We start from the raw sequence: 12,425 nt of genomic DNA on the forward strand, positions 1-12,425 counted from the left end.
ACACTGAGTCGTTTATATCTATAATTCTTTCATAATCCACTGGTAATTTCAGTTGGATTGGTTTATAATAGTTCTCAGTGGTTATCATATTTGGTAATTTGATTATATCACTAAAAACAGCTGCACGCAAGTTATTGTTGTGCAGTTTGTTTTTTTGCTATAAAATTTGGGGCCTCTTTACGAGGCCCCGTGTTCGTTTGGGGGACTGAGTTTTTTTACAGCCCCTTGCTTAAATATTCGACTGCCAAATTATTAATGACTGGGCAACTTTTGGTCAACAAACTTACTTTTGGTCAACAGAAATCACTATAAACCAAATAACATAACAAAATGTAAACCGCGTAATATTACAGTTTATCACACGTTGCCATATTTCATCTAAAGTATTGGTCAATTGAACAAATAAAGAACAAGAAAACGCAGTATACCTTTCCGTTATTATTAATACTTGCGAAAGAAAACAGACATTACTCAGTGAAAAATCGTAAAACATATTGACATTTTTCTATGCGTATGATATAATATAGAAAAGTTTCAATGTGAGGTGAGAACGTGGAGCTATCAAACAAGCAGATCACGGTAATATTCAAAGCCCTGTGTGATGAAAACAGAGTGCAGATATTCAGAATTCTGCAAAACGGTGAGCTGTGTGCCTGTCATCTTCTTGAGGAGCTTCACCTGAGTCAGCCAACACTCTCTCACCATATGAAGGTACTCTGCGACAGCGGTCTTGTGGTCGGCAGAAAAGAGGGCAAGTGGATGCACTACTCCATTTCTGCGGAGGGGGCAAAAATCGCTATGGACTGCCTGAAAGAGATCACGGCAGTGACTGAAAACGAGTGTAAATGCTGTAATAAATAAGCCGTATGACCATACGGCTTAAAACAGCCGCCACAAATTGATATATCTAAATATAACTATTGGAGGAAATGAAAATGGATAATGTTTCAAAAGCAGTTCAGTATTATGAGAATGGCTATAAGTGTTCGCAGGCGGTATTCGCGGCGTTTGCGGAGCAGTTCGGCATTACCGAAAAACAGGCTCTTCAAATCGGTGCCTGCTTCGGCGGAGGAATGGGCAAGGGCGAGGTCTGCGGTGCTTGTACTGGAGCTCTTATGGTTCTTGGTATGAAGTACGGGCAGTTCGACCTTAGCGACAATGAAAGTCGTGCCAAAAGCGGATCTATGGCAGTTAAGTTTCTTGACGAGTTCGAGAAGCGCAAAGGCTCATATGTCTGTCGTGACATTCTCGGTTGCGACCTCAGAACTGAGGAAGGCAGCAACTATGCACGGTCAAACGGTCTGTTCAGAACGCTGTGTCCCGAAATGGTAAGAACGGCAGCGGAAATTCTGACAGAAATGCTGAGAGGTGATGAATAAACGTGTGGGACTTCATACAGGACGAGATATTCGGCATGAAATGGCTGAACAGGCTTATCGGTTCGCTGCTGAACGCTTGTGGTCTCGACACCGAAAGCAAGCTTGGCGGCAGCCTGCAATTCTTCATCTATGATACGATAAAGATCATGGTGCTTCTGGGCTTCCTGATATTTGTGATCACCTTTATACAGAGCTATTTTCCGCCTGAGAGGACGAAAAAGATACTCGGCAGATTTCACGGTATCGGTGCAAACTGTATCGCCGCCTTGCTTGGAACTGTTACGCCGTTCTGCTCATGTTCGTCAATACCACTGTTTATGGGCTTCACAAGCGCAGGGCTTCCCCTCGGCGTGACATTCTCATTCCTTATTTCATCGCCAATGGTGGACTTAGGCTCACTTGTACTGCTTATGAGCATATTCGGCTGGAAGGTAGCTGTTATCTACGTGACAGTGGGACTTGTTATCGCAGTTACAGGCGGTACGCTTATAGAAAAACTGCACCTTGAAGATCAGGTGGAGGAGTTTATCCGAAACGGCAAGAAGATCGACACTCCGCAGAATGAACTTACGAAGCGCGATAGAATGAAATACGCATGGGAGCAGGTGCTCGGAACGGCAAAAAAGGTCTTGCCATACGTCATAGTCGGCGTAGGAATAGGTGCCTTTATTCACAACTGGATACCTGAGGAATGGGTAGTCAAGGTGCTCGGAACGGGAAATCCCTTCGGCGTTATTATAGCTACGATATGCGGTATACCTATGTACGCCGATATTTTCGGCTGTATTCCCATTGCAGAAGCACTTGTCGCAAAAGGAGCAAAGCTTGGAGTGGTACTTACGTTTATGATGGGAGTTATCACCCTGTCGCTCCCGTCCGTGATAATGCTGAAAAAGGCGATAAAGCCCAAGCTGCTTGGCATTTTCATCGCTATTTGTACGGTCGGAATTATCCTTGTTGGGTACTTCTTTAATCTCATTCAAAATTACATTATTTAGGAGGAAAAGATCATGGCGTTATTCAGTAAGAAAAAGGAAGAAAAGAACGAGGAAACTCCCTGCTGCTGTTGCGGCGGAGAGCAGACTGCAAGCGAAACAGCTTCGACTTGCTGCGGCGAATCTGTTGACGGTATCTGCTGTATCAAGGTACTCGGTTCGGGCTGCAAAGCTTGTCATCAGCTCTACGATAACACAGTCAAGGCTGTGGAGGGTATGGGAATCGAGGTCGAGTATGTTACAGACTTGCAGAAGATCATGGAGTACGGTGCAATGTCAATGCCTGCACTTGTGGTCAATGAGAAGATTGTTTCTGCGGGTAAAACTCTGAAGCCAGCTGAGATATTGAAGCTTATAGGTAAATGACAAGACTTAAGGCAGCCGTAATGGCTGCCTTTCATATATATATTCCTGCTTTTATATTTGTTTAAGCTGCTTTGATGATATAACCCTTCGACATGGTCGGATATTTCAAATATCACTTTTCTTTTTTATCTCAAAGAACGACTTCCTTTAGTGGGAATGTCTGCCGCCATGACCTTTTTCCATTGAACTGTTCCTGCTTGACATACAAGGCTACTGTACCCGCATATCATCATTTGTTATCTTTCACTTTTGATATATTCAAGGAATTTCCACATTGCATCCGAATAAAACGGCATTCAGATACGATCTGATTATACGATAAGAACCGTCTCCCTTAAAGTCCAACTGGGGAATGAAAAGAGTACCAACAAAGAACGGGAGCCCTTCACTTCAAATCCTCTAATATATCCTTTACACTGCCTGCAGTTTCTCGCGTAAGTATTGAGAATATAGGCACCTGCATATATAATAAATAACTGACTGATGTCAGCTGTTTTAAAGCCGTCATCAGTCAGTTAGTAATTTATTTCTTCAAAAAATCAGAAATTGACATTATGTCTTCTTTTGTCGTTGATACATAAGCATAGTATGAAAGAATACAAGAAGCATCAACTGCATTAATTTGACCATCATTATTGACATCAGCAGCAAGCTTTTGCTCTTCAGTGTAACCGCCATCCTTATTTGTAGAGATCATTGCATAGTATGATAGAACTGAGGATGCATCGACTGCATTTATCTGACCATCATAATTGACATCTCCGAGCTTATGATCAACATGAGATACGTTTTTAGTAGATGTAGTGGTAGTAGTTACAGTTGTCGTGACAACCGTCGTAGTTTTTTTCTCGCCTTGGATCTTTATATAACCATTGAATATGCCCTTAGTAAATACGTAGGTCATCTGAACTTTACCAGCATCATTCTGTTCCGAATTGATGAATGTATCATAAGCTATCCCATCATCAACATACGAAATGCCAATGGGATAAACATCGCCCTGCTCGGCATTTTCGGGAACAATAAAGTCAATGGTGAATATACTGCCGTTATTTAGTATCGTATCATTGGAATATGCATAGAATACTAATTGTCCTTCTTCAACCATTGAAGAACCCGTTGTGAAGTCTTGTAACGCCTTTCCAGTATTTATGACTTCGCCGTTTGAGTTTTCCTTGACGGTCAGTCTGGTATCGTAAAAAACGTGGAATTTAATATAGCCTACAGGTTCTGTTGCACCTGTTATGCTGAAATATACTCGCTGTACCTTACCATTAGCATAGTCAGGCTCAAGTCCAATCTTGTCGAAATAGAGCATTATACCGCCTTTATAATCCTTCGGTTTAATAGTAGGACAGTTCCATTCTTTAGGCTGTACCCAATGCGTACCATCATATGGGACTTCCTTGTCGTCCTGATAGTTAAATGGGTTTTCTATTATTTTATCAAATTCATCTGAAGCATGCTCATTTGCTGAAATAGTTGTTAAGGCCGAAATTGAATTAGTTTTTAAAAGGCTATTTTGGAAACAGTGATAAACTGCAATCAATAATGCCAAACTTGTAATTGCTGATATAAAGCGATTTAAACATCTTTTTCCCATGCCGAACCTCCTGTTTTCTATATGAAGCTTTTCGGTATCTGAACCAGTTGTAATAAGTGGCATATAATCTGTCAATGTAAAAACAGATATTATCATGTCCTATACCACCCGTCTTACTATTGAATCTTGAGTTATTAGCTTACGAGTATAATATCATATCACAGCAGACGTGTCAAGTGTTCAAGAAAAGATTTTGCAGTAGTTAATTATAGCATAGTTTCAGAACAGCTCTCCCGACACAAAGGCCGGGGATGATAATGAATCACTATGAAGCTGTTCTGAGTTGTATTAATGAGAAATATTCGGTGTTATCTATAATTATTCATTGGTTTTATTCGGTTTAAAGACCTTTCTATATGCTTTTTTAACGTTGTTGTCGTCAGTCGGAATATCCTCTCCTATGGAACCAATAGTTCCATATAAAGGTTCAGCTATTTTCCTACATTGTATGACAGGTGAATATACTGCAGGCTGTGTGGCTGTTCCTGAAAATGATATGCTTATTATTCTAAACTTGCTTGATACAGAGCTTAATGCGGCTCGATGTAAGTGAGATCAACAGCTATACAGTACAGCAGGCGATAAACGAAGACGCTGCAAAGGTGGGTGCAAAAACGATTAAAGAAGGCGTTCATCTTATATGTGCAGCGCTGAAGCTCTACGACATTAGACCTGTGCTGAGTGTTACATACCCTGCAAGAAAGCCGAAGCTGAAGGAGCTTCCCACAGCGGAGCAGGTAATGAATATGGTTTGCGGTACAGATATTGAACTACCGTGTCTGCTTGCAATGTGGCTGTCGCTACGTATGAGTGAGGTCCGTGGATTACAGTTCCGTGACCTAAAAGATAATGTACTTACTATATGCCGCAGTAATATTTACTTTGATGGCAGCAACATTGTTCGCGATGTTAATAAGACATACAAGTCGACGAGAAGGCAGACAATACCAGGCTACATAAAGGATCTCATAAATGCTGTTCCTCATGAAAGAGATGATGATTTTATTGTTCAGATGGAATACCAGACGCTCCGTAGCAAGTTCTATAAGCTTCTCGCTGAGTACGGCTATCATATGACCTTCCATGATCTGCGTCATTTATCAGCGAGCGTTATGCTAATGCTCAATATCCCTGATAAATATACAATGGAGAGGGGAGGGTGGTCCACAAACTCAACGTTGAAGTCGGTATATCAACATACATTCTCAGATGAGCGTAAGAAGGTTGACAAGAAGATAGACGAGTACTTAAATAGTATACTTGATGATATTGATAAATAATAGAGAAGATATATTTGTAATCCCCCTCATTAGGTGTAGAGAAAATAATGAGGGGGATAATTTATTCTATATTGAGCATATTAGTTTCTATATTTTTTAATGCAATTGTATATTCAGGAAACGCATCGCTGATTTGTGCAAAAAATTTATGGCAGAATCCACGGTGAGATTTTAAAAAATCAGAATACATCTTCGTATCAGGTTCATGGGGCATTTTATCGCTTCGCAGCACATCTACCGCAACAAGAGCCTTGAATCTGTTGGATACAGTGAATATATTATTACCTTTAGACCACGGAGGTGTTGTTCTTTTGATATAAGGGTTATTCCTGGAACTGATCTTCCTCTCGCGGAATAGGGAGTCAATGACTTCTCTGTTGAACACCGTTCGTTTGTATCCAGGCAAATACGGTTTGTTCATACGTCCATGAGGTGCTGAACACGGAGAAAAGGCATTCAGTAGGGCTAATTTCAGATGCTTTTCTACAAGCTGAATGGGCGGAAGGTACTTTGTAACGGTATTTTTGCCGTCAGTCCACGATACCTTTCTGAGATTAAAGCAGTTATTGGTGAAAATACAGCCCTCAGGATTGAAATGAGCTATTTCAATTTCTTCAAGTGAACTGGAATCAATGGCGTTAGCAGCAATCGTTGTATATGAAGTTATTTTAATCTTTTTATATTTTGTTTTTAGTCCGTATTGAGGTATATAACTGTAGTTTACATCATAGCAGTAGGGATCAGTTGAACAAATCGGAGCAGAAACATTGAATACATCATGTGAGATTTTATTATCAAATTTATCATAGACCTCAACATAGTCTGCAAGGAAAGCAAGAGAGTCATTTTTGCTGCTGTCAGGAAGCTTTATGATACACTTATCATTATATCTGTAATCATACCATTCCCGCGAACGAGCCATACGCCAGAAACTTACCTTCCCGCATTCGGTAAGATCAAGATGAGTGCCGTGTAATATTGAATGAGGCAGGAACTGTACCTTATCGGCGTCCAGCTTCAGAGCCTTATCAGTGCTCACACGTAGAACCTTAAGCTCGTTGATGAGTAAAGAGGTACTTATTATATCATATTTCCAATACATTCGCGTTTGGTAAAAAGCATTGGCGTTTGTTATACGGTTATTCTCATTTTCAACGCCAAAGCTTTCAAGCCCCGAGTCACCGAACGAATAATCTTCTAAATCTTTGACGTTCTTTGGAAAATCTATATGTTTAAGTGCATAGCACTGCCAAAAAGCCTCGTTACCTATATGACGTAATGTAGTCGGTAGAACAACCTGTTCAAGTTTGACGCAGCCCATGAAGGCTTTTTCAGATATGGAAGAAAGACCTTCGCCGAAAACAACACTTTTTACTGTGCTCCTTCTGAAAACTTCTTTACCTAATTTCCTTATACTATCGGGGATAAACAACTCGTTGAGCTCAGCCTCCATGAATACCTCAGAGCATATCTCCTCTACAGGCAGGGAAGCGATAGAGCAGGGGATAATGAGCTTTTGTGGGGCACTTCCGTGAAAACCTGTAATCTTCACGCTTTTGCTGCTCTTTCGGAAGGAATATCCCATTTCAACAGCTTCCTTTGAGGTGAGTCTTACAGCAGGTATCTTTTGCGGAACAGCTTTGAACTGTGTAGGTCTAAGAATTGTAGGAGTTTCATATTTAGTGTCATCTATAGTCTCTATTTCAGCCTTTTCGGAAACAGTTTCGGTCTTTTCCACCGCAGCTACAATAGACTTTTGATTTTCGGGAGTAAATGCAATAGACTCAGGCTTTTCATAAGGTAAGTCCACCTTTGGATGCAAAGAGCAAATAGTATTTTCTCGGCGTTTTTGAGCCTCTGCATTGTTTTCTGCAGTCTGTTGGCTTATATGGTTCTTTGCCCCGCCTTGAATAATGCGGATAAACATCTTTTGAAACAGATTCATATCATCACCTCAGTATTCGATGATTTTATAGTCTTTATAGAACGAACCAAAGTCGAGGACTTTATCGACATACATATTCTTCACAATAGGATACAGCACCCTTGCGCCACCGTCATCATAGGTGAGATAGGGAATAAAGGACTTGCTTATCTCATAAGCAGGAGGGAACTGGTTTGACACCCATCCTGGGTCGCAGGAATACACGTAGATGCCATCACGGGCAAAATCGGATGCAATAGAGTGTGTCATCATATTCAGAGATGCCTTTGCCATGTTAGTATGCACATGTCGTGCTAGCTTAGGTCGGTCTAAGAAGCGTCCCTCTACGGAACTGACGTTGATAACGAATTTCTTTCGCTTAGTATCATTGCCCATGAATTTTCTAAGTGAGTTAGTGAGAAGAAATGGTGCAGATACGTTTATCAGTTGAACTTCAAGCATTTCCTGTGGAGTTATCTCTTCAGGTTTACGTACCCATGAATTTTCATCAGGGCGTTCACCATAGTCGATTAGTTGATTTTGAGGAATAAGTCCGAAGCCTTCCTGTTTTTCGGGCTCTATTACAGGATATATTTCTTTCATTGTGAGCGAAAGCTCTGCTTCATGTGCGATAGCGGCTGCATAGTATTCACGGGACTTTTTCACGGTCTGGGCTGCATTGTTTACAAGTATATCGACAACACCACCCGAGATATCTCCGATGCACTCAACAAGTTCACCAATTCGGTCTATCCGTATGAGGTCGAAGCCTATCACTGACAAGCGGCTTGAAAACTGTTGAAAATCAGGCTCTTTCATGTACTCTTCCATTGCACTTTTGGGGTATCTTGTAATAGCTATAACTCTGGCGCCCTGACGTAGCAGCCTCAGACATACAGTATAACCTATCTTTATCCTGCCGCCTGTTACGACTGCTGTCCTTCCTGTAAGGTCAATATTCTCGGAACGCTTGATGTCTGAAAACGCCCGACATTCGGGACAGATACCGTAATGATCTATATTCCTTTTACGGCACATTAGACAGATACGCATAAGTCCTCCTAAGTAAAAAGCCTTCCGCAGAAGGCTTATAATAGTTTTGATTGTGCCCGTTGGCGGAGTTGAACCACCGTCTTCCAAGCTGTGGGGCAGGGCAGCTCTTGCGTTGAGCTATACGGGCTGTCGGGCGGCAAGCCGCATCTACTGCATGAGGACAGCAATTTTCATTAAACTACCGACAACTTGATTTTACTACATATAGAAATTATTGTCAAGAGAATTGCATTAAGTTTGTGAAATAAAAAAGATAATATTTAAAGGTGAAATAAAAAATGCTAGCGTATTTCATATTTATTATATTATTTATGCAGGGAAGGTGTGGACAACTAAACTTCAATAATTGAAAGAGAACAGCTAAAGCAGAAATTGTTTTCAATCTGAATAATTATATTCCACTCAATTATTCCAAACGAAAATTATAAAAGGCTATAAATAGACGAATATAGCTAATTAATAATATTCGAATCCCTCTCTGTCCGCTTTTTAAAAGAAGCCTGTATTTCGAGAAAAACACCGAAATACAGGCTTTTCTGTTACCTGCAGAAAACAGTTTAAACTGCGATTTTGCAGTTCCGTGTGAAAAAATAAAGACATTTTTCACACGAAGAAAAGGCGATATAATGTTATGAAAGAAGCAGCTCCTGTGTGTGGGGGAGCTGTTGTTATTATATTTGAAAAGTTGAATATTATTATTTCCTCATCAAGTGAGATGTTCTTGGTGATTAGGTGGTATAATTATTTCTCCAGTAAATTATATATTCCATCTTCTGAAAGAACGCCTCGTTTGAAATCACTCGGGAGAAGACCTGCCTCGTCGGCAGCATAGTTACGCTTCCATTCAGGGCTTCCGTAATAGTCTGACAATCGTCCAAGTATTTCGGGAGAACCATTCTCAGCCTTTTGCAGGATTCCTTCATAGTAAGTGATACGCTTAACTTGTTCCTTTATTGATTCAGGAGTAACTGGTAGTATCTTTTCGAAGCGGAACATTTCGGATATTTCACCGTCCTCATCGTGAGGATCGCGGTGATGAGCGTGATAGAATTCTACGATATGAAATCCGCAGCGGTTCACATAAAAGTGGATATTGCGTTTTTCAAAATATGGTGTAACGGTCTCTCAGACCGTTATTTCGGGGTGTATAGTTTCTATTTCACACCACGTCGCATATCCAATACCTTTGCTGTGAACAGCAGGAGATACGAACAGCAATACAAGCTCTCCATGGTCATATTCTGTTTTGATTACTACGCCGCCAACAATTTTGTTGTCCTGCAAGATACGATATGCCATTCCTTCGTCAATCGCACGAGATATAGTGTCATGAGAAATTATCTCTCCATCTTCTTCAAAGTGATCATCTCGTTGACTAAATTCTTCCAAAGCTCCATAATTGAAAGCTTTCTGATTATTTCTGATGAATTGTTCACGGTCGCTGTTATCGAGATGAACAATGTTAACATTTATTCTTTCGCTCATACTAATCATATCCTTTATTATAGTATAGACATATATATGGAGTATGTCAAGCTAGCAGGTATGGTTTTGCTCAACGTTTATATATGATAATAATGCTGTATATATCTTAATACATATTTTTTCAATGTTAATTCAATAATTGTTTGCTATTATAATATTCGTCTTAATAATATTCTAAATGAAAGGAAAGCATCATAAAAAAAACTATTTCACTTATAACAGCAATAATCACACTGTTTTCATTGACGTCATGCACAGATAAAGCTCTTTCTCCGCAAGAAACTAAAGTTACAAAAATGAGCTATGAAGATAAGTTTTTCCAGATTGGAAAAATCAATGAGATCAATATAGAGATTGGAGAAACTGAGTGGAAGGAACTCCTTGAAAATGTTTCTGACAAAAAGTATTCTTCATGTAATATTACAATAAACGGAGAAAAACTTTCAAATGTTGGTATAAGAGCAAAAGGCGGCAGCAGTCTTGATGATGTGAAAGCAATGGGAGATTCTGACAGATACAGCTTCATGCTGAAGTTTGATAAATATACCGAGGGGCAGACATATAATGGCCTTACCAAGCTTTCGCTGAATAATAATCTTGGTGATGCAACACAGATGAAAGACGCGATAGCATATGATATGTGCCGATATATAGACCTTGAAGCTCCGTTATGCAACTATGTGAAAATATCACTTAATAATGAATATTTTGGCTGCTATCTGGCGGTAGAGCCTGTAGATAACGACTTTTGTCAGCGTAATTACGGAGATATTAACAGTTCCGTATACAAGCCTTTTCATAATCTTTCATATACGGGTGATGATGAAAGTGATTATGATGGAATCACAGAAGATACAGTTATTGAAGGCGATAAAGATTCACTGAAAAAAGTCATTACTGCATTGGAGTCTGTTGACAGTGGAAAGGATATTGAAGCTTATGTTGACATTGACAATGTAATGAAGTATCTTGCAATACAGACTATGGTCGTAAATCTTGACGGCTTGACTGGTCAAAATGAGCATAATTACTTCCTCACTGAAAAGAGGGGGAAGATAAGCCTTATACCATGGGATTATAATCTTGCATGGGGCGGTTATATGGATTTTGGAGAAGACGAAATGTTCGGCGAAGATGCATTTGGTGGTGAAACCGAAGATTTTGAAGATATTGATGAATCAGAATGGGAAGCTAAATGGGAAGAATGGTATAATAACCTAAGCGATGAAGAAAAACAAAGACTAGATGAAGCTGAAGAAGCTGCAATAGCAGCCATGCCATCAATGGTAGTTAATTTTCCTATTGACACCCCGTTTACATGTAATCTTTACGATAGATCATTTTTTATGAAATTACTTGAAAATACTGATTATAAGGCAAAATACTATGGTTACTTATCTAAGCTGTCATCAGAATATGTAAAAGGTGGAAAGCTTGATAGGACGATTGAAACAATAATGCAGGAGATAGGTAGTATTACGGGAACAGAGAAAAACGCATTCTTTAATAATGATGAATTCAAAGAGGGAGTTTCAGTTCTAAATCAGGTAATAAAGAGACATTCTGATTCTATACTTGGTCAGATCGGAGGGGTTATTCCTTCAACATGGGAAGGACAAGAAGCAGAACCTGACAAGCTTATTAACTGTGATGATATTGATATTTTAAAAATGGGAGGAACATAATATGGCAATCTTTATAATTTCTATATTATGCTGAATCGACTTCTTTGACTTACAGTTTCAATAATAATAGGGAATTCACACGACTAAAATGTAGTATAAAGATATTGAAAAGCAGCAGGTAGTATCTTGGCTCTTCTCTGAACAACAGCTGAAACTGAGACTGATTTTTTATTAAGACCATAAAACTCCATAAGTTCACTGCCAAGTGTCTGGCTGCCCATGCCGAGAATGAATCTCATTGTTTTTGAGAATGACAGCTCGCTTTTACGAACAAAATCTCTCTTTGGATCAACTACGAAATCAGAGATATTATTCTCAATGTTGCTGATAAGAGCGTTAAGCTTGTTTTTGACGATATTACAGTATTTTTGCACGGTAAAACCTCCAATCAGATGTGTATATCTGATTAGCTGCGCCGCACATTTTTGGCTGTTTGTCAATGCTTTTTGCGAAAATTTACATTTTATACATAAAAATAATCACAGGATCATTTCTGATTCCTGTGATTATTTTGCTGTGCGCTCGGCAGCGCACGTATCTAAAGGGTGAAAGTCCCGAATCCGCCCGACAGTGGGAAGGATACAGCCAAAGCCAAGGGTGTCCATCGTGAGATGGAATCTGAAGGAAGGCGGAGGCAAAGCTCTGGTCTGACGAA

The 12,425-nt window shown here is 39.8% G+C and carries 12 protein-coding genes; 6 read left to right on the top strand and 6 right to left on the bottom strand.

What is annotated here, in order from left to right; genetic code table 11:
* The first annotated feature begins 552 nt into the window (after positions 1-552).
* The 4 genes from J6U00_RS13970 to J6U00_RS13985 all read left to right on the top strand — a co-directional run bounded on the left by J6U00_RS13970 (position 553) and on the right by J6U00_RS13985 (position 2,740).
* Positions 553-861: a metalloregulator ArsR/SmtB family transcription factor gene (locus J6U00_RS13970; RefSeq protein WP_296582834.1), complete on the top strand. Its 309-nt coding sequence runs from the start codon at positions 553-555 to the stop codon at positions 859-861.
* Positions 862-935: 74 nt separating this feature from the next.
* Entirely contained in the window at positions 936-1,379 is a 444-nt protein-coding gene (locus tag J6U00_RS13975; RefSeq protein ID WP_295066721.1) for a C-GCAxxG-C-C family protein, read from the top strand.
* A gap of 35 nt (positions 1,380-1,414) precedes the next feature.
* Positions 1,415-2,377, top strand: a complete 963-nt coding sequence (locus J6U00_RS13980) for a permease (RefSeq protein ID WP_296582850.1) — start codon at positions 1,415-1,417, stop codon at positions 2,375-2,377.
* Positions 2,378-2,389: 12 nt separating this feature from the next.
* Positions 2,390-2,740 carry a thioredoxin family protein gene (locus tag J6U00_RS13985; RefSeq protein ID WP_295082337.1) on the top strand — a complete coding sequence of 117 codons (351 nt, stop codon included), beginning with the start codon at positions 2,390-2,392 and terminating at the stop codon, positions 2,738-2,740.
* Between the two features lie 523 nt (positions 2,741-3,263).
* Here the strand turns inward: J6U00_RS13985 and J6U00_RS13990 are convergent.
* Entirely contained in the window at positions 3,264-4,058 is a 795-nt protein-coding gene (locus tag J6U00_RS13990; RefSeq protein WP_296582838.1) for a dockerin type I domain-containing protein, read from the bottom strand.
* 818 nt (positions 4,059-4,876) lie between these two features.
* Here J6U00_RS13990 and J6U00_RS13995 point away from each other — a divergent pair.
* On the top strand, positions 4,877-5,623 hold the full coding sequence (locus J6U00_RS13995; RefSeq protein ID WP_296582839.1) for a tyrosine-type recombinase/integrase: 747 nt from the start codon (positions 4,877-4,879) through the stop codon (positions 5,621-5,623).
* Between the two features lie 61 nt (positions 5,624-5,684).
* Here J6U00_RS13995 and J6U00_RS14000 read toward each other — a convergent pair whose 3' ends face one another.
* The 4 genes from J6U00_RS14000 to J6U00_RS14015 all read right to left on the bottom strand — a co-directional run bounded on the left by J6U00_RS14000 (position 5,685) and on the right by J6U00_RS14015 (position 10,085).
* Positions 5,685-7,568 (bottom strand): leucine-rich repeat domain-containing protein, encoded by a 1,884-nt coding sequence (locus tag J6U00_RS14000; RefSeq protein ID WP_296582841.1) that lies wholly within the window; start codon positions 7,566-7,568, stop codon positions 5,685-5,687.
* Positions 7,569-7,577: 9 nt separating this feature from the next.
* Positions 7,578-8,600: an SDR family oxidoreductase gene (locus J6U00_RS14005; protein WP_296582842.1), complete on the bottom strand. Its 1,023-nt coding sequence runs from the start codon at positions 8,598-8,600 to the stop codon at positions 7,578-7,580.
* A gap of 741 nt (positions 8,601-9,341) precedes the next feature.
* Positions 9,342-9,680 carry a DUF4298 domain-containing protein gene (locus J6U00_RS14010; protein WP_296582844.1) on the bottom strand — a complete coding sequence of 113 codons (339 nt, stop codon included), beginning with the start codon at positions 9,678-9,680 and terminating at the stop codon, positions 9,342-9,344.
* Positions 9,681-9,725: 45 nt separating this feature from the next.
* Entirely contained in the window at positions 9,726-10,085 is a 360-nt protein-coding gene (locus J6U00_RS14015) for a GNAT family N-acetyltransferase (protein ID WP_296582845.1), read from the bottom strand.
* A gap of 296 nt (positions 10,086-10,381) precedes the next feature.
* Here J6U00_RS14015 and J6U00_RS14020 point away from each other — a divergent pair, with 296 nt between their 5' ends.
* Positions 10,382-11,770, top strand: a complete 1,389-nt coding sequence (locus J6U00_RS14020; protein WP_296582847.1) for a CotH kinase family protein — start codon at positions 10,382-10,384, stop codon at positions 11,768-11,770.
* 83 nt (positions 11,771-11,853) lie between these two features.
* On the opposite strand, the gene J6U00_RS14025 is transcribed toward J6U00_RS14020, so the two are convergent.
* Positions 11,854-12,144, bottom strand: coding sequence for a hypothetical protein (locus tag J6U00_RS14025; protein WP_296582848.1), 291 nt, complete (start codon positions 12,142-12,144; stop codon positions 11,854-11,856).
* Positions 12,145-12,425: the final 281 nt, after the last annotated feature.

Source organism: Ruminococcus sp. (genome assembly GCF_017650195.1).
Classification (GTDB): Bacteria; Bacillota; Clostridia; order Oscillospirales; family Ruminococcaceae; genus Ruminococcus.

What these genes read in the sequence shown, in the direction of transcription:
- J6U00_RS13975 (WP_295066721.1), top strand. Translation starts at nt 936, where the DNA reads ATGGATAATGTTTCAAAAGCAGTTCAGTATTATGAGAATGGCTATAAG.
- J6U00_RS13980 (WP_296582850.1), top strand. Translation starts at nt 1,415, where the DNA reads ATGAAATGGCTGAACAGGCTTATCGGTTCGCTGCTGAACGCTTGTGGT.
- J6U00_RS13985 (WP_295082337.1), top strand. Translation starts at nt 2,390, where the DNA reads ATGGCGTTATTCAGTAAGAAAAAGGAAGAAAAGAACGAGGAAACTCCC.
- J6U00_RS13990 (WP_296582838.1), bottom strand. Translation starts at nt 4,058, where the DNA reads ATGCTCTATTTCGACAAGATTGGACTTGAGCCTGACTATGCTAATGGT.
- J6U00_RS13995 (WP_296582839.1), top strand. Translation starts at nt 4,877, where the DNA reads ATGCGGCTCGATGTAAGTGAGATCAACAGCTATACAGTACAGCAGGCG.
- J6U00_RS14000 (WP_296582841.1), bottom strand. Translation starts at nt 7,568, where the DNA reads ATGAATCTGTTTCAAAAGATGTTTATCCGCATTATTCAAGGCGGGGCA.
- J6U00_RS14005 (WP_296582842.1), bottom strand. Translation starts at nt 8,600, where the DNA reads ATGCGTATCTGTCTAATGTGCCGTAAAAGGAATATAGATCATTACGGT.
- J6U00_RS14015 (WP_296582845.1), bottom strand. Translation starts at nt 10,085, where the DNA reads ATGAGCGAAAGAATAAATGTTAACATTGTTCATCTCGATAACAGCGAC.
- J6U00_RS14020 (WP_296582847.1), top strand. Translation starts at nt 10,382, where the DNA reads ATGAGCTATGAAGATAAGTTTTTCCAGATTGGAAAAATCAATGAGATC.